Here is a 20,082-nt window from a genome sequence, read left to right as displayed (position 1 = left end):
GTGACGCGGTCCGGCAGGCCCCGCCGTCCTCAGACCCCGTCGGGGTCCGCGCGCTCCAGTGCGGGGCGCGGCCCCGGCCCGGTCTCCGTCAGCAGGAAATCGGCCGCAGCCGTATCGGTGACCAGGCTGGTGACCAGGCCCGACTTCAGAACGGCGCCGATCGCCGCCGCCTTGCGCTGACCGCCCGCGATCGCCACGACCTCGGGGATCCGGCGCAGCCGGTCGGCCTCGACGGTGATGCACCGCTCGCCCAGGTCGCGGCCGACCCGCCGTCCCTCGGCGTCGAAGAGGTGCGCGGACATCTCGGCGGCGACCCCCAGCGAGGCGTAGTGCGCCCGCTCGGCGTCGCTGAGCATGTCGTGGACCGTCGAGATGCCCGGCTCCCACGAGCCGATGGATACCGCGGCCACGGTGACCTTGTCGAAGTACTCGAAGGCCCGCGCGATGCCCGTCTGGTTGCGGAGCGCGGCGGCGGTGGCCGGGTCCGGCAGCAGCATCGGGGCGTAGATGGGGTGCGCCTCTCCCCCGGAGACCTGCGCCGCGCGCCGTACCGCCTCGACGGAGCCGCGCTCGGCGGTCCCCGCGTCGTACACACCCGTCAGCTGGACGACCGTGCACGGCGGCAGCGAACTGAGCGCCGCCGCCATGTGGATGGTGGAGCGTCCCCAGGCCAGGCCCAGCACATCGCCCTCGGTCACCAGCTCGCCGAGCAGGTCGGCGGCCACCTCGCCCAGGTTCTCCGGGTCCGGGGCGTCGTCCGCCGCGTCCGCGGGGGACTCGACGACGACCGCGTGGCGCAGCCCGTAGCGGGCGCGGAGCGCGTCGGAGCGCTCGGCGTCCAGCTCCGCTGGGACCCGGATCTCGATCCGTACGAGATCGCGCTCCAGCGCCGTCTCCAGGACCCGCGCGACCTTGAACCGGCTGACGCCGAACTCCTCGGCGATCTGGATCTTGGACTTGCCCTCCAGGTAGAAGCGACGCGCCATGGCCGCCGCTTGCACCAGCTCCGCGGGTCCCATCCGCAGGGCTGATCTGCCCGCCGACATTGCAGACACCGCGATCTCCTCACTACTGCTGTTCACTACTGCCGTACACACCCGGATCCGCCATCCTGTCAGACCCGGCACCACTTGATCAGCCCCGTAAGGCCGCGTTCATTCCCCGGCCGCTCAGTGGCCGCAGGCCCAGCCCGCCGCCGCCGTGGTCTCCTGCGCCTGGTGGCGGAGCATACGGACCGCCGCCGCCGGGTCGTCCGCGCCGTAGACAGCGGAGCCCGCGACGAAGACGTCCGCACCGGCCTCGGCGCACCGCTCGATGGTCGAGGCGGAGACCCCGCCGTCGACCTGGAGCCAGAGTTCGAGGCCGTGCTTGGAGATCAGCTCACGGGTGCGGCGGATCTTCGGCAGCATGATGTCGAGGAAGGACTGGCCGCCGAAGCCCGGCTCCACCGTCATGATCAGCAGCATGTCGAGCTCGGGGAGCAGGTCCTCGTAGGGCTCGATGGGCGTCGCGGGCTTCAGCGCCATGGAGGCCCGAGCGCCCTTGGCCCTGATCTCCCGCGCGAGCCGTACCGGGGCGGCGGCGGCTTCCGCGTGGAACGTGACGGAGCCCGCGCCCGCCTCGACGTACTGCGGGGCCCAGCGGTCCGCGTCCTCGATCATGAGGTGGCAGTCGAGCGGGGTCTCCGTGGCCCGGCTGAGCGCTTCCACCACGGGGACCCCGAGGGTCAGATTGGGTACGAAGTGGTTGTCCATCACGTCGACATGGAGCCAGTCGGCGCCTTCGACGGCCTTCGCCTCCTCCGCGAGCCGGGAGAAGTCGGCGGACAGGATGCTGGGGTTGATCTGCACGGCCATGCCCCAAGCCTGCCATGCCCCGGCCCAGTTGCCCGCCATCGCAGGGGCCGGAGGGGGCCGGGGAACCGCACACACCGCGCAAACCTCGCATACACCGGTGCCCCGGGGCCGTCCGTGGCTCCGTCCGGGCCACTGGCACCGGTCCCGGTCCGCCGCGCGCGCCTCCGCACGGGCCCCGGTGCGAGCCGGTCCGCGGATCAGGCGGTGCGCCGCAGCAGGGCCAGATACATCGCGTCGGTGCCGTGCAGATGCGGCCACAGCTGTACGTCAGGGCCCTCGCCCACCGCCGCGACCCCCGGCATCAGCGGCCTGACGTCGATCCACTCGGCCTCCACGGGCTGTCCGCCGCGCCCCTTCAGGACGTCCTCGACCACCGCCCGCGTCTCCGCGATATGCGGTGAGCAGGTCGCGTACCCGACGACGCCACCGACCCGTACGGCGTTCAGCGCCTCGCGGAGCAGACCCCGCTGCAGCGGGGCGAAACCCTCCAGGTCCTCGGGGCGCCGCCGCCACCGTGCCTCGGGCCTGCGGCGCAGCGCGCCGAGCCCGGTGCAGGGCACATCCATCAGCACCCGGTCGAAGGAGCCGGGGCGCCAGGGCGGCCTGGTGCCGTCGGCCGCGATCACCTGGTACGGGCCCGGGTTGCCGGTCAGTGTCCGCTCGACGAGCCGGGCGCGGTGCGGCTGCTTCTCGGACGCCAGGAGCAGGGCGCCGCGCTGTGCGGCGAGCGCGGCCAGCAGGGCGGCCTTGCCGCCGGGGCCCGCGCAGCCGTCGAGCCAGCGCTCGTCGCGGCCCTCCAGCGGCGCGTTCGCCAGGGCGGCGGCGACGAGCTGGCTGCCCTCGTCCTGGACCCCCGCACGCCCGTCGCGCACCGCTTCGAACGCACCGGGTTCGCCGCCCTCGGCGAGCCGGACGGCATACGGCGACCAGCGGCCGGGCAGCGCGGAATCCGCACCGGCCGCGCCGGTCAGCTCCTCGGTGGTGGAGCGGCCCGGCCTGGCGACCAGGGTGACCTCGGGGCGTTCGTTGTCCGCTTCGAGCAGGTCCTCGATCCCGGCCCGGCCACCGCCGAGCGAGTCCCACAGCGCGGAGACGATCCAGCGGGGGTGCGAGTGGACCACGGCGAGATGGGCCTCGGCGTCTTCGTCGTACGGCGGGGCGACCCGCTCCAGCCAGCCGTCGAGATCGTCGGCCGCGACCTTGCGCAGTACGGCGTTGACGAACTTGGCCCGCCCGTCACCGAGCACCACCCGGGCCAGTTCCACACTCGCCGAGACCGCGGCGTGGGTGGGGATGCGGGTCCCGAGCAGCTGGTGCGCGCCGAGGGCCAGCACATCGAGCACCGGCGGGTCGACCTGGCGCAGCGGACGGTCGATACAGGCCGAGATGACCGCGTCGTACGTGCCCTGTCTGCGTAGCGTCCCGTAGACCAGCTCGGTGGCGAGCGCCGCGTCCCGCCCGTCGAAGTCCGGCTTCTCGCGGGCCTTCTTCAGCAGCGGCGGCAGGACGAGGTTGGCGTACGCGTCCCGCTCGTCGACCGCCCGCAGCACTTCGAAGGCGAGGAGCCGCACCGGGTCCTTCTGCGGGCGGCGGTAGGGCTTCGGCTGCTGGTTCGGCTGCCGGCGCGACTGCTGCGCGGGACGGCGGCGAGGCTGCTCGGTCACGTGAAAGGTGCTCCGCTGAGGATGAGGGGACGAACCCTCTCAGCGTACGTCCGGCACGGCGGGCCGCCCGGCCGGGTGCTCTCACCTGGTCACATGGGCGCTACTCGCCGATGAGTTCACCCGCGGCGATCCGCACCCCGCGTGCCCAGTCCGCCGCGCGCATCGGCTTCTTGCCCTGCGGCTGGACCCAGTGCAGCTCCACCGCGTGCGAGCCGGTGCCCACGTGCACGCTGTTCTTCGCGACGGCCAGTTCGCCGGGGGCCAGGTCCGTACGGTCGGTGACCGGGGCGAGGGAGACCAGCTTGAGGCGCTCGCCCCGGAAGACGGTCCAGGCACCGGGCGCGGGTGTGCAGCCGCGCACCAGACGGTCCACCCGCATCGCCGGGGCCGTCCAGTCCACCCTGGCGTCCTCGACGGTGATCTTCGGGGCGAGCGAGACCCCTTCGGCCGGCTGGGGCACCGCGTGCAGAGTGCCGTCATCGATCCCGTCCATGGTCGCCACCAGCAGGCCCGAGCCCGCGAAGGCGAGCCGGGTGAGGAGATCACCGCTGGTGTCGGTGGGCCGCACCTCCTCGGTGAGCACCCCGTAGACCGGGCCCGAGTCGAGACCCTCCTCGATCAGGAAGGTGGAGGCACCGGTCACTTCGTCACCCGCGATGACCGAATGCTGTACCGGCGCTGCGCCCCGCCAGGCCGGCAGCAGCGAGAAGTGCAGATTGACCCAGCCGCGGGCCGGCACGTCGAGGGCGGTCTTGGGCAGCAGCGCCCCGTAGGCCACGACCGGGCAGCAGTCGGGGCCGATCTCGCGCAGCCGGGCGAGGAAGTCCTCGTCCCGCGGCCTGGCCGGCTTCAGCACCTCGATGCCCGCCTCATCCGCGCGCTGCGCGACCGGACTCGCCACCAGCCGCCTGCCGCGCCCCGCGGGGGCGTCGGGGCGGGTCACCACGGCGGCCACCTCGTGCCGGCCCGATTCGATGAGCGCGTCCAGGGCGGGTACGGCGACCTCGGGGGTGCCTGCGAAGACGAGTTTCACTGGATGCCTCTCGGACCGGCTGCGCACGGCTGACCGACTGCGCACGACTATGAGCGGCGCACCAGTCTACGGGCCTGCTCCGAGGGGGCGTACGCACCGCCGCGCGCCCCTCGCATATGCCCCTACGCCCCGCAGCGTGACCAGAACAGCAGGTGGAGCGTTGGTCAAGAGAGATTGACCGAAACGAAGAGAAGACCCGCACACCGAAACCGCAGACCAAAGCGGGTCCAGCACACCGGGATTCCCTGAAAACCCGTCCGAAGCAGAGTGGGCCGTGGAAGCAGCGCGGCCCGATCCATTTCCACGCCGGTTCGAGAGGCTTGTTCATGGCCGACCACGCAACCCACGACGCCCAAGCGCGGGCCAGCCTGCACCTGTTGGTCAGAGACATCGAGCGGGTCCGCCGTCAGGTGGACGCCCTGCGCACCCTCACCGCTCAGCTGGGCAATGTCTACCGCCCGCGCCGCTCCGGCCCTTCTACGGGCTTCGTCGTCTACGGCAGGGCCCCCGCGCCGACCGTCCGGCTGGCCCAGGAACTCCGGGACAGCGTCGAGACCCTGGTGACGGCCGCGGTGGACTTCGACCGGTCGCTGGGCTTCTCGTGGGACGCGGTGGGGTCGGCGCTCGGAGTCACCAAGCAGGCGGTGCACCGCAGATACGGCACCCGGCGGGCGTCGGCCGCCGCTGCCGTGGCCGCCACCACGACCGCCGAACCGGAGAGTCCCGCCACCGACGAGGAGGGCCGGCCGGCCACTCCCCCGCACGATCTGCCGGTCTCACCCGGCCTGCCGTCCGTGCCGGCGGCGCGGTCCATGCCGCCGCAGCCGACACCGGGCGCCCACGCGCTGCGCGAGGAGGCACGCCCGACTGCCTTCCCGGGGCCGCGCAACGGCTGATCCCCGGTGAACCGGGCCGCAGGCCCGCCTGATCCCCGGAGAACCCGGCCGTAAGCCCGCCTGATCCCCCGCAAATCCGGCCGCAGGCCCGCCGTGTTCACGGCTCCCGCCCCGCATCGACTGCCCCTCGCGCCGCATCGCGCCGGGGGCAGTCGCGTGAGCAGTCGCGTAGCTGGGCGATGGCGCGCACGGCCGGACCGGTGGGGCGGGGCGTGGGGCGATCAGGGCGAACGGCGAATCAAGTGGTAGGGCGGTTCGGGCAATCGGCCGGTAGGGCGGACCTGGCGGAAGGTCAGGTCAGGCCGTACGGCGGTCAGGCCGCCGAGCCGCCCAAGTCGCCTTCCCCGCACCCCCATCGGCCCACCCCGCGTCAGCCGATGTCCGGCGGGTCGACCCTGATCCGTACCGGATCGCCACCCCGGGTCAGCCGCGCCGCCTGCGCCGTCCTGAGCGCCATGGCGAGTGCGGCTCCACTGCCGGGCGGCACCCGGACCAGCGCCCGCTCCCAGCTCTCGCCCGGCGGTGGATCGCCGGGCCTCCGGGGCCTGTTGGGGTCGGCGGGAATGACCGGCACGGGGCCCAGCACCTCGGCGTCCCGCGGCAGCCGGACCGCGCCGAGGAACTCCTCCAGTGTCTGCGCCCGCCCGGACACCGCGGCCATCCGCGAGACCGGCGGGAAGCCCAGCTCCGCCCGGTCGGCCAGCTCCCGGACCGCGTGTCCGGCCGGATCCCAGCGGACCAGCGCCTGTACGGGGCGGAGCGTCGGCTCGGCGACGACGACCACCGTGCCGCCCTCGCCCTGGCTGCGTACCAGCGCCGCCGCGTCGATCCAGCGGCGCAGCGCCTCCTCCCCCGCACGCAGATCGGGCCGGCCCAGCATCGCCCAGCCGTCGAGGAGCAGCGCAGCGGCATAACCGCCTTCGGCGACCGGTTCCGCGCCGGGGGTGCTCACCACCAGGGCGGGCCGACCGTCCACGGTCTCCAGCACATGATCGCGGCCCGAGGTCCGTACGGGCACCGCGGGAAACGCCCGGCCCAGCTCCTCCGCCGTCCGCCGCGCGCCCACGACCTGGGCGCGCAGTCTCGTATGACCGCACTCCAGGCAGTGCCAGCCGGTCGCGTCGCGTCCGCACCAGCCACATGTCAGCGTCCGCTCGTCCGGCGCTTCCAGCGGGCCCGAGCAGTGCGCGCAGCGGGCCGGCGTACGGCAGCGCTCGCAGGAGAGTCTCGGCACATAGCCCCTGCGCGGCACCTGCACCAGGACGGGGCCGCTGCGGAGGCCGTCCCGCACGGCCTGCCAGGCGAGGCTGGGCAGCCTGGCCGCCCTGGCTCCCTCATCCCGTGCCAGATCGAGATCGCCCACGGTCCTCACGAGGGGCGCGGCGGCCCTGACCTGCTCCCGGTCGGCGACGAGCGGGGCGGCCCAGCCGGTCTCGACGAGCTGGGCGGCCTCCACCGTGCAGCTCGTACTGCCCAGCAGGAAGGCGCACTTGTCGTGCGCGGCGCGCAGCAGCAAAACCTCGCGGGCGTGCGGCAGGGGTGCGTGCTGTTCGCTGTGGCTGGCGTCGCCGTCCTCCCAGATGACGGCGAGTCCGAGCTCCTGGACGGGTGCGAACATCGCGGCGCGGGTGCCCACCACGGCCCGCACGGCGCCGCGCCGCACCGCGAGCCACTGCCGGTACCGCTTCTCGGGGCCGGCGTCGGCGGTGAGCAGCGCGTGGTGTCCGGGGCCGAGCACCGCCGTGAGCGCTGCGTCCACCCGGGCGGCCGACCGGCCGTCGGGCACCACGACGAGCGCCCCGCGCCCCGCGGACAGTGCGGCGGCGACGGCGAGCGCCAGCTCCTGCGGCCAGTGCGGTCCGGGCAGCGCGGTCCACACGGCCCGCGGTGCCCCGCCGGATGCCAGCGCCCGCAGAAAGCCCGGCCCCTGGCCGTACCGCGTCCAGGTGCCCGGCTCCGGTGCGGGGGGCGGCTCCAGCGGCTCGGGGGAGGGTTTGCCCTCGGCCCGTGCGTTCCGCGGCGGCACGGCCAGTTGCAGGACGTCGGCGAGACTGCCCGCGTACCGGTCGGCGACCGCGCGGGCCAGCCCGAGCAGTTCGGGGCTGAGCACCGGCTCGGGTGACACCACCGCGGCGAGTGCGGCGAGCGGTCCCGAGTAATCGGACTCGGCCCGGCGCTCGACCACGAAGCCGTCGATCAGCCCCCCGCCCTCACGGCGGCCCGCGCGCACCGTACGGCTCCCCGCCCCGAACCTGACCCGCACCCGGACCCCCGGCTGGGCCGCCTCGTCCAGCTCCTCCGGTACGGCGTAGTCGAAGAACTGGTCGAGGTGGAGCACCCCCTTGTTCACCACGACCCGCGCCACGGGCAGCTCCCTGGCGAGGGCGGCCCCGCGCCAGGTGCGCGGCTTGGCCCGGGGCACCGGGGTGCGCCGCACCGTCTCCCTGATGAGAGCAAGCTGCTCGGGGCCCTCGTCGCCGGGGTCCCCGTGCTGCTCGTCGTCGCTGCTCACAGCCAAATTCCTACCAGACCCCACTGACACCGGGCCTGCCGGGCGGATGGCTGCGGAGCCGGTACGGGGCCGGTCCCCGAAGCGCCGTCGCGGTGGTCCGGATCAGTGTCCGGGTGCCGTGTCCAGGGCCAGCGCCGCGTACGTGGCCAGCCAGTGGTCGGAGTTGAACTCGCCCGACGAGACGGCCGGGAGCCCCACCGCCAGATGGGCCGCGACCGACTCCTCCACGGCCGTGCGGGCCGGCCCCGCGGGCAGGGCTCCGGCGATGGCGCGCAGCCCCGCCGCCCGGCTCATGGTGAGGCCGAGCAGATGCCCGATCTGCGGGTCGGAGTAGTCCGAGACCACCGGCGGGGTGAGCAGGGAGCACGGTTCCCCCGCGGTGAGCGCCGGTACGAACCGGGCGAGCCAGCCGGGGAAGTCCGCGGCCGGCAGGACCCGGAGCATCGCGTGCGCCTCGGTCAGCGCGGGCGACAGGAAGTCCTGGCCGGAGGGTTCCCAGTGCAGCGGCGCCTCGTGGTCGTCGGCGAACCAGTCGGTCAGCCGGCCGGCCGCCGCGTCCAGGACCGGACGGGCAAGGCCGGCCCGCTCGCCCGCGTCCAGGACGAGGCCGAGACCGAAGGCGCTGTTGTTGTGCACCCCGTGCCGGACCGGGTACGTCGCCTTGGCGAGCCAGGACTGGAGCAGATCGCCGACGGCGTCCACCGCGGGGGCGAGCGCCTCGGCCCACCGGTCGCCGGCCGCGCCTCCCAGAGCCCGGCACTCGGCGGCGAGTGCGACCAGCCAGGCCCAGCCGTACGGGCGCTCGAAGGACGGGCGGCGGCGCAGATAGGCGGCTTCGACGGCGATGTTGCCGGGGGTCAGATGGGCGTCGATGACGTCTGTGATCCGGCCTGCCGTGGTCGCGGGCAGCGCGCCGGCGTCACCCCTGCCCCCGTCCTGCGCCGCCGGGCCGAAACGGCGCAGCAGCCGGACGAGCAGCCAGTGCATGTGCACCGTCGAGTGCCAGTCGTAGGAACCGTAGAACGCGGGGTGCAGTGCGCGCGGCGCGACGATCTCCTCCGGTCCTGCGTACAGGTGGGCCGGGGCGTTCGGGTACTCGCGCACCACATTGTGGAGCGCCAGCTCCGCGAACGGAAGCGCGTACGCACGGGGCAGCACGGAGGCGGGGGCCGGTGGGGTGGGGGGCATGGCGGTACTCCTTGAGCGGGGCGGTACGGAGATCGTGGGTCGGTACGGGGACGGCATGGGGCGTGGTACGGGCCGCGCCGGACGGCCCGCACGGTCAGAAGGCGAACAGCGCGAGGACGGCGATGTTGCAGACCAGCAGGGCGGCCGCCGTCGGCAGTTGGGCCTTGATGGGCCCGTACTGGTCGTCCAGTTCCAGCAGCGCGGCCGGGACCAGGTTGAAGTTGGCGGCCATGGGCGTGACCAGGGTGCCGCAGAAGCCGCAGAGCATTCCGATGGCGAGGATCGCCGGGATACTGCCGTGCATCTGCTGGATCAGCACGGGCCAGCCGACCGCCGCTGTCATGACGGGGAAGGCGGCGAAGGCGTTGCCCATGACGATCGTGAACAGGACCATGCCGCAGCAGTAGACGAGCACCGCGACGAAACGCTGGCCGTCCGGCAGGATCGCCTCGGTGATCCTGCCGACCTGGTCGCCGACGCCCGCCGTCTGGAAGATCGACCCGAGTACGGCGAGCAGTTGGGGCAGCACCAGGGCCCATCCCATGGATTCGAGCATGTTGCGCCCGGCGTGCAGCGGGACCGTGACCCGCCGCTCGCGCAGCACGGCCATCCCGACCACCAGCGCGGCGATCGCTCCGATGCCGAGGCCCAGGATCGTCTCGTACCCCGGTTCCAGGACCGGTTCGCCGCCGAACTTCACCTTCTTCAGCAGGGTCGCGCAGAGCATCGCGACGACCGGGATGGTGAGAGCGGGGATGAAGAGTCTGTTCCCGAGCCGCGCCGCCGACGCTGCCCGCTCCTCGCGGGGCGGGGTGTGCGGTGTGCCCTTGCCGGTGAGGCCGAAACCGCCGAGGACGATCAGCACCAGAACGGCGACACCGAGCGGCTCGGCGGGAAGCGATTTGTCGACCACACCGGTCGAGTAGAAGAAGGAGGCGCCCAGCAGGCCCCAGAAGGACGCCGAGCCGAAGCGCCTGGGGTTGGTGCGGTCGCCGGCCATCTGCGCCGCCATCACCAGGAAGACCGCGCCGACCAGCCAGAAGAAGTACTCGGACTTGATCACTTGAGGTCCTCGGGACGGCGGGCGGTATGGGCGGCGAGCTCGTTCTCGGCGGCCACGACGGCCAGTTCACGTTCCAGCACCCGGTCCAGGTGCAGCAGCCGCGCGCCATGGATGAGGAAGGCGCAGATCGCGGACGGGATCGCCCAGAGCGCCAGGCTGAGCGGTTCGAGGTGCTGGTTGTACGTCGAGTTGACGAAGCCGGTGATCAGCAGGATCGAGCCGATGGCTATGAAGCAGTCCTCGCCGAAGAACATGCCGATGGTGTCGGCGCCCGAGGCATGGGAGCGGATCTTCTCGCGCAGCCGCTTGGGCAGCGGGCCGCCCGCCCTGGTCTCGGCCGCGGCCTCGGCCATCGGGGCGATCAGCGGGCGCACGCTCTGCGCCGGACCGCCGATGCTGGTCAGTCCGACGGACGCGGTCAGCTGGCGGATGAGCAGATAGAGAGCGAGGAAGCGTCCGGTGGTCAGCGCACCGAGCCGTCCGATGAGGTTGCGTGCCTGCTCCTGAAGGCCGTAGCGCTCCAGGAGACCGATGACCGGGAGCGTGATGACGAAGACGGTCACGGAACGGGACGAGGCGAAACTGTTGCCGAACGAGGCCAGCACTTCCTGCGGCGACATCTTGCCGAGCAGTCCGGTCACGATGCCGGCGACGCCCACCACGAGGAGGGGGTTGCGGCGGGTGGCGAATCCGAGGATCACCACGAGCACGCCGAGGAGAACGATCACGCGTCGGCCTTCTTCCGCGCATGGGCCTGGTGGCCCTGATCAGACGGGGATGCTGCGCGAGACCCTAAGCGATTGTTCAACAAACACACAAGGGGTGACCGTCACCCGTACGGGACGGACAGGAGGGCGCACGCGGGTGCCCGCGCGCCGACGCCGTGCCGCACGCTCCCCGTCACCGGGTCACCGGGCCCCAGGGCTCGCGCCGGGGCGCGTACGGAGCCCGCACCGGGATCCGCCCCTCACTCCGCGGCGAGACGCATCGCGTAGGCCTCGGCGAGCTGGCGGCGCGAGTCCTCCAGATAGAAGCCCAGCATCCGTTCCGCGCCCACCGCGTCACCCGCGGCCAGCCGGTCCACGAGCTGCCTGTTCCGGGTGAGGTAGGGCTCGTGGAAGCGTCTCGGGTCGGCCATCACATGGAAGGCGAGACGCAGCTCGGCCAGCACATTGCGCATCAGCTCGTCGACCCGGGGGCTTCCGGCGAGCGCCGCCAGCGCCTGGTGGAACCGGATGTTGGCGGTGGAGCAGGCCGCCCAGTCGTCCACGGCCGCCGCGCGCTCCCCGGTGGCCACCGCGGCCTCCACATCGTCCAGCGGGTACGGCGGCTCCGCCAGCGCCCGCAGCGCGGCGCACTCGACCAGCAGCCTGACCTGGTAGATGTCGACCAGGTCATCGACGGCCAGGACCCGGACGAAGACGCCCCGGTTCAGCCGGTGCTCCAGCAGCCGCTCATGGGTGAGCAGCCGGAACGCCTCCCGCAGCGTGTTGCGCGACACCGCGAGCGCGGCACTGAGGCTCTCCTCGGAGAGGCGGCTGCCGGGCGGGAAGTACCCCTCGGTGATCCGCTCCCGCAGAATCGCCGCCACCCGCTCCGCGGTTCCGGCGCCCGCGCCGATCTGAGCGGCGCTGTCCGCCATCAGCTCCGAGAGGTCCGGAGCCGCCCGGCCGGCCCCCGTCGTACTCCGGCCCTCCCCCGTCACGTTCCGGCTCGCCGCCCCCGTCATGCTCCTGCCCGCTGTCCCCGCCATGTTCCGGCCCCTGTCCGTCCGTCGCTCGCCGCTCCGCCCCGCGCCGGGCAGCGCCGCCAAGTCAACCGCAGCGGTACGCCCGCCCCCAAGCCGGCCCCTGGCCGGCACTCCGTCGTTACTCGCCCGACCCCTTGTCAGATTGTTCAACAATTCGTTAGCGTACGCGCGTGATGGATCTCAACGCGGACCTCGGCGAGGGCTTCGGCCGGTGGCAGCTCACCGATGACGACGCCCTCCTCTCCTGTGTGACCAGCGCCAATGTCGCCTGCGGTTTCCACGCGGGCGACGCGTCCGTGATGCGCCGGGTGTGCGATACGGCCGCCGCGCGTGGCGTCCGTATCGGCGCTCATGTCTCGTACCGGGACCTCGCCGGTTTCGGCCGCCGCTCGATGGATGTGCCACCCGGTGAACTGGCCGCCGAGATCGCCTATCAGATCGGCGCGCTCCGGGTCTTCGCGGAGGCCGCCGGGCCAGGCGTGTCGTACGTCAAACCGCACGGCGCCCTCTACAACCGCACCGTACGGGACGAGGAACAGGCCGCAGCGGTCGTCGAGGGCATCCGCCTGGCGGGCGGCAGCCCGGCGGTCCTCGGCCTGCCCGGCTCCCACCTGCTCGCAGCGGCCAGGACCGCGGGGCTCCCGGCGGTCGACGAGGCGTTCGCCGACCGCGCGTACACCCCGCAGGGCACGCTCGTACCGCGCCGCGAACCCGGCGCGGTGATCGAGGACGCCGCGACGATCGTGCGCCGGTCGGTCGGGATGGCCGTCGACGGCACGGTCACCGCCGCCGACGGCAGCCGCGTCACGGTCGGCGCCCGCTCCCTGTGCGTACACGGCGACACGCCAGGCGCCGCCGACGTCGCCCGCCGGATCAGGGCGGCCCTCGAAGAAGCCGGCGTCACGGTCCGGGCGTTCACGTGAAGCCCACGGACAGCACCGAAGCGAACGACTCCGGCGCCCAGGTGCCCACCACTGTGCTGCCCGCCCCTCCGGGCGGCGACAGCGCCGGCCGGGACGGGAACACCGCCGGCCCGGACGGCGACAGCGTCCGGGTGCTGCCCGCGGGCCGCCACGGTCTGCTCGTGGAACTCCCCACCGGGGAAGCGGCCGAGGCGTTCCACGCCGAACTGCTGCGCCGTCGCACCCTCGGGGTGCTCCCCACCGTCCGCGAGATCGTGCCGGGCGCCAGAACCGTCCTGCTCGACGGCATCGCCGATGGCACACCCGGCGCCCCGGAACGGCTGGCCCGCTCCCTCGCCGCCTGGCCCATACCGCCCCTGCCGCGCGACTCAGGCCCGGTCGTCGAGGTGCCCGTGGTGTACGACGGCCCCGACCTCGCCGATGTGGCCGCCGTGTGGGGCGTCGGGCCCGGTGACGTGGCCCGGATCCACAGCGGCATCGAATTCCGGGTCGCCTTCTCGGGTTTCGCACCCGGTTTCGGCTATCTGACCGGTCTCCCCGAGCGCTTCCGGGTGCCACGCCGGGCCACCCCGCGCACCCGGGTCCCCGCCGGATCGCTGGCGCTGGCCGGTCCGTACACCGGCCTGTACCCGCGCGAGTCACCCGGCGGCTGGCAGCTCATCGGCCGTACCCCCGGCCCGCACCGCCTCTGGGACCAGGACCGCTCCCCCGCCGCACTGCTGACACCGGGCACCCGGGTCCGTTTCATGGACACCTCGGAGCGCCACCGCGCCGCCGACACCCAGACCCAGGAGGCGGCCAGGTGACAGCGGCGGCAGAGGAGACAGCGGCACCAGAGGCGACACCGGCCACACAAGCAACAGCAGCGACACCACCCGCCCCAGGGGCACCAGCCACGCCCCACACGCTCCAGGTGGTCCGCGCGGGCGCCCTGACCACGGTGCAGGACGGCGGCCGTACCGGATACGCCCATCTCGGTGTGCCCCGCGCGGGCGCCCTGGACGCCCCGGCCAGGCACCTGGCCAACCGGCTGGCCGGCAACCCGGTGGACGCCGCCGTGCTGGAGACCACGCTCACGGGCTGCGCGGTCCGCCCCACCCGTCCGGTGACGGCGGTCGTCGGAGGCGCGCCCTGCCGGGTCACGGTCGACGGCAGACCCGCCCCCTGGGGCGCCCCCGTCCGGGTGCCCGCCGGCGCCGTGCTCGAAGCGCACCCGGCGGAACACGGCGTCCGCAGCTATCTGGCCTTCGGGGGCGGACTGCTTCCCGATCCGGTACTCGGCAGCCGCTCGGCCGACCTGCTCTCGGGACTCGGCCCGGCCCCCCTGCGGGACGGCGACGCCCTCCCGCTCGGCATCCCGCAGAGCCACGCCCCGGCCCCCGGCGCGGACCACGCCCCCTGGCCCGGCATCCCCCGCACCCTCATCCTGCCGGTGCTGCCGGGCCCCCGCCACGACTGGTTCACCCCGGCCGCCCTGCACACCCTGACGACGGCCGGATACCGGGTCTCGCCGCACAGCAACCGCATCGGCCTGCGCACCGAAGGCCCCGCCCTGGAACGGGCCCGGCAGGGCGAACTCCCCAGCGAGGGCGTGGTCCTGGGCTCCGTCCAGGTCCCGCCGGACGGCCGCCCGGTGGTCTTCCTCAACGACCACCCGACCACGGGCGGCTACCCGGTGATCGGCGTCGTCCCGGAACCCTCCCTGCCCGCAGCCGCCCAGGCACCCCCCGGAACAGCACTGCGCTTCACCCTGCTCGGCTGAACCCGCGTTCCCGGCACAGCACCCCTCACCCCGTGGCTGAATTCGCGTTCTCGACATGGCCGGCCGTTTCCGGTTCCCTCCAGAACCGGAAACGGGAAACCCGCCCGGGTGTCTTGCCCGCCGCCACGGGCAGGCCCGAATCTGGCTCACGGCGCCGGTGGAGCCACGCATCTCAGGGGGTTACGTGCTGGACCAACCCGATACTTTCGGCAGCGCATTACGCAGGGCCCGCATGGACGCGGGCCTGACTCTCACCCGGTTGTCCTCGCTGATTCACTACAGCAAGGGGCAGCTCAGCAAGGTGGAGACCGGCAGAAAGCGCCCCACACCGGAACTGGCCCGGCTGTGCGACGGGGAGTTGCGGCAGGACGGGGCCCTGCTCGCCATGCTCCCGGGCCGCAGTGCGGACCGCCGGTCCTCGTCCACGCACCGGACGGAGCGCCAGGCGGAGGACCCGGCTGCTCCGCCGGGCCGCCGCCAGGTCGTCGCGCTGGGGGCCGCCCCACTGCTCGGGTTACTGCCGGGCGCCGGCCCGCAGTCCAGCGGTTCCGGCCCGGCGGACGGCACCCTGCTGGAGGTATCGCGTGCCCTGTTCGACCAGTTCCGCCGGCTGGGGCAGACCGCCCCGGCGACCGCGGTGCTCCCTGCCCTGGCGGCACAGACCCAGGCGCTGCAGGTCCTGGCTGCCCGCAGCGGCCCGCGGACCGGCCGCGGGCTTCTCGCGCTGTGCGCATCCTACGCGGAGTTCGCCGGGTGGATGGCGCAGGAGTCGGGAGACGCGGCCGGAGCCCTGAGCTGGACCGACCACGCGGTGGAGCTGGCCGCCGCATCCGGTGACCGCGATCTCGCCGCCTACGCACTCGTACGGCGTGGGCTCATCGCGTACTACAGCGGCGACGCGGCCGCCACGGTGGCACTGGCGCAGCAGGTGCGCCGCTCCCACCGGCCACCGGCGCGGATCATGGGTCTCGCGGCCCAGCGCGAGGGGCAGGGACACGCACTCGCTGGCGAGTACGGCCCGGCCATGCGCGCGCTGGACCGGGCGAGGGAGTTCCTCGCCGCCGACACCGGGGGCACAGGACGCCCGGTGCTCGGCACGACCCATCTCACCGATCCCGTGGCGATGACGACCGCCTGGTCGCTGCTCGACCTCGGGAGAGCCGGGGAGTCCGCCGCGGCGCTTGACCAGGAACTGGCCAAGGTGCCGGCGGGCGCCCTGCGGACCCGCGCCAGATACGGCGTGCGGCAGGCGCTCGCCCACGCGCTGTCGGGCGAAATCGACCATGCCTGTTCTCTGGCCGGCGGTCTGCTGGCCGACGCCCACACCGTCGGCTCGGCGACGGTCGGACTCGATCTGCGCCGGCTCGCCCGAGTGCTCGGTCGCCACCCTGCCAGCCCTGCGGTACGCGAGCTGTCCCCCGTGCTCAGCTCCGTCCTGGCTCCCGCACGACCGGATCAGTAGCCCCGGATCAACAACCCGGATCAGCAACCGGATCAGTCACCAGAGAGGGACCGACATGCCTGATGTCTTCATCAACTACCGCACCGGAGACGGCGAGGAGACCGCCACCACCCTGGAACGGGAGCTCAGTGGCCGCTTCGGCAGCCGCCGTATCTTCCGTGCCAGCAAATCGATCGAGCCGGGTGCGCTCTTCGACGACGAGCTGTTGAGGGCGGTGCGGCGCAGCAGTGTTCTGATCGCGGTCGTCGGAGGGCAGTGGGCCGCCGCACCGGAACTCCGGGACCCCAAGGACTGGGTACGCAAGGAGATCCTGGAAGCTTTCCGGTGCTCCCTCCATGTCGTGCCGGTGCTCGTGGGGCGCCGCACCGAGCGGCTGCGCGCGGACGAACTGCCACGCGCACTGGCGAAACTCGCCCGATGCCAGTCCGTCCGGTACGACACACAGGACGCCGATGCCGGCCTGCGACGCATCAGTGCCTTTCTGGCCGACCGCGTACCGGAGCTGGCCGAGGCTGAACGTGTCACCGCGCGGGAGCAGCCCCGTACTGCCCCAGGTTCCGTGACGAACTCGACGGGAAGCGTCAGCGGAACGGCCATCCAGGCAGGCGACATCTCGGGAGACGTCGGCGGCACAGTCATCAAGGACGTCCACGGTCCCGTCCACACGGGCACCGGGCCCCAGCACCAGCCGTACCTCTCGGGCGACGGCGCGCAGTACATCGCGGGCGACAACCGCGAGGGGATCCACCAGTCGTTCGGCACCAGGCGACGACGTGAGGACGAGTCCCGGTGAGCGAATCGACCTCCACGCATATCGGGAGCAGCGGGTCGGTCCACGCGGGCTCCGGCCCCCAGACCAACAACTACTACACAGGCCCCCCTCCGAAGGAGACCACGGAGAGGTCACCGCGCAAGGTCGCCGAGGACGAACTGCGCTGGCTGCTCCGGCACTTCGTTCCTCCCGAAGGATTCCACGAGGCATCCGACGTGCTGGAGCAGCACCGCATGGTGCTCCTAGGAGGCAGGCCGGGCAGTGGCCGGGGCACGGCGGCCAGAATCCTGTTGCGCGGTATGTCGGGGCCGGCCCCGATCCAGGAACTGCCCCTGGAACAGGAGGAGGAGGACTCCCGGTGCCTGCTCGACCCCGAAGTGGTCGCCCAGGACGACCGGCTGCTGCTCGACCTGTCCGCGGCGGACGACCGGCTGTGGGCCGCGGTCCAGACAGAACTGTCACCCTTCCGCCAAGCCGTCAGGGACAGGAGCGCGGGGCTCGTCATCATCCTGCCCGCCCGTCTCTCCGGCTCGGACGACGGCCTCACCCCCGTACTGGGGCATCTGCGACGCACCATCAGCCGTACGCCGGGCATGGAGATGGACATCGTCAGACACCATCTGCGGAGTTCGGGGCTCGATCCGACGAAGACGGACTCGGCCCCCGTCACCGTGACGGACTACCTCACCCGGGCACCGTCCCTGTCCCGCGTCGCCGGATTCGCTCAGCTGCTGTGTGAAGCGGCAGGCAGGGGTGGACAGTTCACGGACTGGTGCGAGCAGGCGCTGGTCGGTGCGGGGCGAACTCCGGAGCAGGCGGCCCGCCAGTTCGGCACGCTCCGCAAGGGCGCCGACCGCGCTCTGCTGGTGACGACCGCCATGCTCCACGGAGCCAGAGCGGACGCCGTACACCGGGCGACCGAGATGCTGCTCGGCGGCGAACTGCCGGACAGCGTACGGACGCTGCTGAGACGCCGTGCGCTGTCCGAGCGGCTGGCCGGGATCGAGGCGGAGATCACGGCGGGCAACCGGGTCCGCTTCACCGGGGTCGGTCTCGACGGGGCAGTGCGCACCCACATCTGGCGGGACTTCCCCGACCTGCGCGAACCCCTGCGCATCTGGGCCGGTGAGGCCGTGACTCTGCCCGAACTGACGGACACCGACCGCGACCGGCTGGTCGACCGGCTGGCGGAGCAGTGTCTGGTCACACAGCGCCCTGATGACCTGCTCGATCTCACGAAGCAGTGGTCCGCCGGCGCACGCTCCGACGGGCCCGCTCTCCGCGCCGCCGCGCATGCACTGCGTCACGGCCTGCGGAGTGTGCCGTACGGCGGGAGGTTCCGTCACCACATCTACGCCCTGTCGACGAGCGGCAGTATCGGCGCACCGCTGCGACACGTCCTCATCAACGTCTGCGCCGCCGACATGTCCGTCTCCCACCCCTACGCGGCACTGGTCCGTCTGCACCATCTGGCCCGCAGGGAAGGCACCGGTTCAGAAGGCCGAGAGGCGCTCTGGAAGCTGGTCCGGGAGAACCACCATCTGCTGCGACGGATGCTCGACCGTCTCGCGTCGAGCCCCTGGCCCGTCGATCCGGACATCTTCCTGTTCCTGTCGGGCCCGGGACCACTGACCGAATTCGCGTACGGTTCGCGCCCGCTCCTGGCCGTACCCGCTGTACGAGCCCGCCTCGCCAGGTGCTGGGCCACCGTGCTGCGTGACCGCAGCGCAGCGCAGTGGGCCCCGGCAGCGGATACCTGGCTGGCAGCGGTGTGCGAGGGCGCTCCGTACGCGGACCGCTTCCTCGACATACTTGTCGACGCCTGCGAGCAGCGGGGCGACCGCTTCGCACTCCTCTACCGCTTCGCCGGTGAGTGGGCCGCTCGCCGACAGCTCGATGAGCCCATGCCAGAGGACCACAGGGCGGCAGCCCTGCCGGACAGACTCCTGCAGAAGATCAGCGCCGCACAGGACGACAGGCCCACCTCACCCCGGGAGTCGACAGCACCATGAGCTCCGGTCAGAAAACCGTCACCGTCTTTCTCACCCTGATCGGCGGCCTTCTCCTCGTCATCGTCGGCCTGTACGAGAGCTGGCCGCTCTGGGCGTGGCCGGTGGCCGCCGTGCCGCTGCTGGCAGCTCCTGCGCTGGCCATACGATTCGCGGACCGCCGGGAGGAGCCGTTCCCGGCGGAGTTCATGCCGGATCTGCCGGTGCCCCCGGTGGAGCGGCGTGAGCTGCGCATCAGCGACGTCGGCCTGCCCAGCGCGGCGGACGACTACGATTTCCTGTTCTCGGCGACGGTCCGCTGGTGCCCGGTGTCCGCCCCGGCCGGCTCACCACCGGTCAACGCGAGCGGGCTCGCGGTCGATGCCCTTCTCGACCGGGCCCGGGCAGTGACCGCGCTCCGCGACCCCACCCGCAGCTCCCTCGTCCAGCACGAATTGAACGGGGCGCTGGGCACGATGCAGGAGGACTCCTCGGGGCGGGTCCAGGCGATGGCGCTGGAGGTCAGCCTCACCCTCTCGGACCGGGACCAGGAGCGGCTGGCGGCACTGGCCTCCGTCCGCAAGGACGAAGCGGTCTGGGAGCACGAGCGGAAGTTCGAGCAGAGCCGCAGGACCTATCTGGGCGAGGACGTCCTGCGGGACACCGGCAGCGCGGTGGTGTGGTGGCTGCACCGCAACGACGACAGCGTGGACAGGACCGTCAAGGACATCGGCCTGCTCGCCCAGCTCACATCGGCCGCCAACAATCAGGACATCGATGAGAGGTACCGGCATCTGGTGGCCGGCCCACCGGACGAGAGCCCGGAGAGCCCGCCCGGCGGGGACCCGACACCGCCCGCCGGACCCGGCGGCACCCCAGGCGCTGCCCCGGAAGAGGCGGCGGAGCCGGGCGGGGCGGCGCCGAGTGACGCCTTCGCCCAGCTGGTGGACTCCTTCGGGCTTGCACCGCAGGACCCGGTGGTCCCCTTCCTCGCCGCGCAGGTCGCAGGAACACTGCGTTATCTCGACGGAGACCCCGCAGCCGAGATCCGCGCGCGGTTCGGCCCCGCCTCACCGTCCGGCCGGCCCTCACCTCCACGCCGCGTCAACGGCGCGGGCCCCGCCGGCCCTCCCCCGCCCGCGGAGTCGGTGCCCTTCTGAACCGCCCCGGACCCCACGTACAAACACGGCGCTGCCCGGCCCCCACCAGGGAG

At 73.0% G+C, this 20,082-nt stretch carries 17 protein-coding genes; 8 read left to right on the top strand and 9 right to left on the bottom strand.

The window, feature by feature from the left end:
* Window positions 1-29: 29 nt before the first annotated feature.
* From ACWGKJ_RS34475 to fmt, 4 genes are all read right to left on the bottom strand, one after another.
* The gene (locus ACWGKJ_RS34475) at window positions 30-1,046 is read right to left on the bottom strand and encodes a sugar-binding transcriptional regulator (protein WP_385029834.1); all 1,017 of its coding nucleotides are present in this window, start codon (window positions 1,044-1,046) and stop codon (window positions 30-32) included.
* A 123-nt stretch (window positions 1,047-1,169) separates the two neighbouring features.
* Entirely contained in the window at window positions 1,170-1,856 is a 687-nt protein-coding gene (gene rpe, locus ACWGKJ_RS34470; protein WP_385029791.1) for a ribulose-phosphate 3-epimerase, read from the bottom strand.
* 197 nt (window positions 1,857-2,053) lie between these two features.
* Window positions 2,054-3,520 (bottom strand): RsmB/NOP family class I SAM-dependent RNA methyltransferase, encoded by a 1,467-nt coding sequence (locus ACWGKJ_RS34465; RefSeq protein WP_385029788.1) that lies wholly within the window; start codon window positions 3,518-3,520, stop codon window positions 2,054-2,056.
* Between the two features lie 100 nt (window positions 3,521-3,620).
* The gene (fmt, locus tag ACWGKJ_RS34460; RefSeq protein WP_385029785.1) at window positions 3,621-4,553 is read right to left on the bottom strand and encodes a methionyl-tRNA formyltransferase; all 933 of its coding nucleotides are present in this window, start codon (window positions 4,551-4,553) and stop codon (window positions 3,621-3,623) included.
* Window positions 4,554-4,879: 326 nt separating this feature from the next.
* Between fmt and ACWGKJ_RS34455 the strand changes: the two genes are divergently transcribed.
* A complete protein-coding gene (locus ACWGKJ_RS34455) occupies window positions 4,880-5,449 on the top strand; it encodes a hypothetical protein (protein WP_385029782.1) in 570 nt (189 codons plus the stop codon).
* A gap of 370 nt (window positions 5,450-5,819) precedes the next feature.
* Here the strand turns inward: ACWGKJ_RS34455 and ACWGKJ_RS34450 are convergent, their stop codons facing one another.
* The 5 genes from ACWGKJ_RS34450 to ACWGKJ_RS34430 all read right to left on the bottom strand — a co-directional run bounded on the left by ACWGKJ_RS34450 (window position 5,820) and on the right by ACWGKJ_RS34430 (window position 11,941).
* A complete protein-coding gene (locus tag ACWGKJ_RS34450; protein ID WP_385029779.1) occupies window positions 5,820-7,961 on the bottom strand; it encodes a primosomal protein N' in 2,142 nt (713 codons plus the stop codon).
* Between the two features lie 102 nt (window positions 7,962-8,063).
* On the bottom strand, window positions 8,064-9,149 hold the full coding sequence (locus ACWGKJ_RS34445) for a DUF2891 domain-containing protein (RefSeq protein WP_385029776.1): 1,086 nt from the start codon (window positions 9,147-9,149) through the stop codon (window positions 8,064-8,066).
* Between the two features lie 94 nt (window positions 9,150-9,243).
* Window positions 9,244-10,212 carry a DUF979 domain-containing protein gene (locus ACWGKJ_RS34440; RefSeq protein WP_385029773.1) on the bottom strand — a complete coding sequence of 323 codons (969 nt, stop codon included), beginning with the start codon at window positions 10,210-10,212 and terminating at the stop codon, window positions 9,244-9,246.
* The gene (locus tag ACWGKJ_RS34435; protein ID WP_385029771.1) at window positions 10,209-10,940 is read right to left on the bottom strand and encodes a DUF969 domain-containing protein; all 732 of its coding nucleotides are present in this window, start codon (window positions 10,938-10,940) and stop codon (window positions 10,209-10,211) included. Before ACWGKJ_RS34435 ends, ACWGKJ_RS34440 begins: the two co-directional genes overlap by 4 nt.
* A 239-nt stretch (window positions 10,941-11,179) precedes the next feature.
* On the bottom strand, window positions 11,180-11,941 hold the full coding sequence (locus ACWGKJ_RS34430) for a GntR family transcriptional regulator (protein ID WP_385029831.1): 762 nt from the start codon (window positions 11,939-11,941) through the stop codon (window positions 11,180-11,182).
* Between the two features lie 194 nt (window positions 11,942-12,135).
* Here ACWGKJ_RS34430 and ACWGKJ_RS34425 point away from each other — a divergent pair, with 194 nt between their 5' ends.
* From ACWGKJ_RS34425 to ACWGKJ_RS34395, 7 genes are all read left to right on the top strand, one after another.
* Window positions 12,136-12,885 carry a LamB/YcsF family protein gene (locus ACWGKJ_RS34425; protein ID WP_385029828.1) on the top strand — a complete coding sequence of 250 codons (750 nt, stop codon included), beginning with the start codon at window positions 12,136-12,138 and terminating at the stop codon, window positions 12,883-12,885.
* A gap of 131 nt (window positions 12,886-13,016) precedes the next feature.
* Window positions 13,017-13,691, top strand: coding sequence for a 5-oxoprolinase subunit B family protein (locus ACWGKJ_RS34420; protein ID WP_385029825.1), 675 nt, complete (start codon window positions 13,017-13,019; stop codon window positions 13,689-13,691).
* Window positions 13,692-13,798: 107 nt separating this feature from the next.
* The gene (locus ACWGKJ_RS34415) at window positions 13,799-14,647 is read left to right on the top strand and encodes a 5-oxoprolinase subunit C family protein (RefSeq protein ID WP_385029822.1); all 849 of its coding nucleotides are present in this window, start codon (window positions 13,799-13,801) and stop codon (window positions 14,645-14,647) included.
* 157 nt (window positions 14,648-14,804) lie between these two features.
* Window positions 14,805-16,109: a helix-turn-helix domain-containing protein gene (locus tag ACWGKJ_RS34410; protein ID WP_385029768.1), complete on the top strand. Its 1,305-nt coding sequence runs from the start codon at window positions 14,805-14,807 to the stop codon at window positions 16,107-16,109.
* A gap of 55 nt (window positions 16,110-16,164) precedes the next feature.
* The gene (locus tag ACWGKJ_RS34405; protein WP_385029765.1) at window positions 16,165-16,902 is read left to right on the top strand and encodes a TIR domain-containing protein; all 738 of its coding nucleotides are present in this window, start codon (window positions 16,165-16,167) and stop codon (window positions 16,900-16,902) included.
* A complete protein-coding gene (locus ACWGKJ_RS34400; protein WP_385029762.1) occupies window positions 16,899-18,893 on the top strand; it encodes an nSTAND3 domain-containing NTPase in 1,995 nt (664 codons plus the stop codon). The genes ACWGKJ_RS34405 and ACWGKJ_RS34400 overlap by 4 nt, the downstream gene beginning before the upstream one ends.
* Complete coding sequence (locus ACWGKJ_RS34395; protein WP_385029759.1) at window positions 18,890-20,029, top strand: hypothetical protein; 1,140 nt, start codon at window positions 18,890-18,892, stop codon at window positions 20,027-20,029. The genes ACWGKJ_RS34400 and ACWGKJ_RS34395 overlap by 4 nt, the downstream gene beginning before the upstream one ends.
* Window positions 20,030-20,082 lie beyond the last annotated feature (53 nt).

Source organism: Streptomyces sp. NPDC054757 (genome assembly GCF_053612185.1).
Note: the sequence above shows the minus strand (reverse complement) of the source record. Positions and strands in the feature narration are given on the sequence as shown.

Excerpts from the sequence above, each read along its gene's own strand:
- ACWGKJ_RS34475 (WP_385029834.1), bottom strand. The coding sequence starts at position 1,046 with ATGTCGGCGGGCAGATCAGCCCTGCGGATGGGACCCGCGGAGCTGGTG.
- rpe (WP_385029791.1), bottom strand. The coding sequence starts at position 1,856 with ATGGCCGTGCAGATCAACCCCAGCATCCTGTCCGCCGACTTCTCCCGG.
- ACWGKJ_RS34455 (WP_385029782.1), top strand. The coding sequence starts at position 4,880 with ATGGCCGACCACGCAACCCACGACGCCCAAGCGCGGGCCAGCCTGCAC.
- ACWGKJ_RS34445 (WP_385029776.1), bottom strand. The coding sequence starts at position 9,149 with ATGCCCCCCACCCCACCGGCCCCCGCCTCCGTGCTGCCCCGTGCGTAC.
- ACWGKJ_RS34430 (WP_385029831.1), bottom strand. The coding sequence starts at position 11,941 with ATGACGGGGGCGGCGAGCCGGAACGTGACGGGGGAGGGCCGGAGTACG.
- ACWGKJ_RS34425 (WP_385029828.1), top strand. The coding sequence starts at position 12,136 with ATGGATCTCAACGCGGACCTCGGCGAGGGCTTCGGCCGGTGGCAGCTC.
- ACWGKJ_RS34405 (WP_385029765.1), top strand. The coding sequence starts at position 16,165 with ATGCCTGATGTCTTCATCAACTACCGCACCGGAGACGGCGAGGAGACC.
- ACWGKJ_RS34395 (WP_385029759.1), top strand. The coding sequence starts at position 18,890 with ATGAGCTCCGGTCAGAAAACCGTCACCGTCTTTCTCACCCTGATCGGC.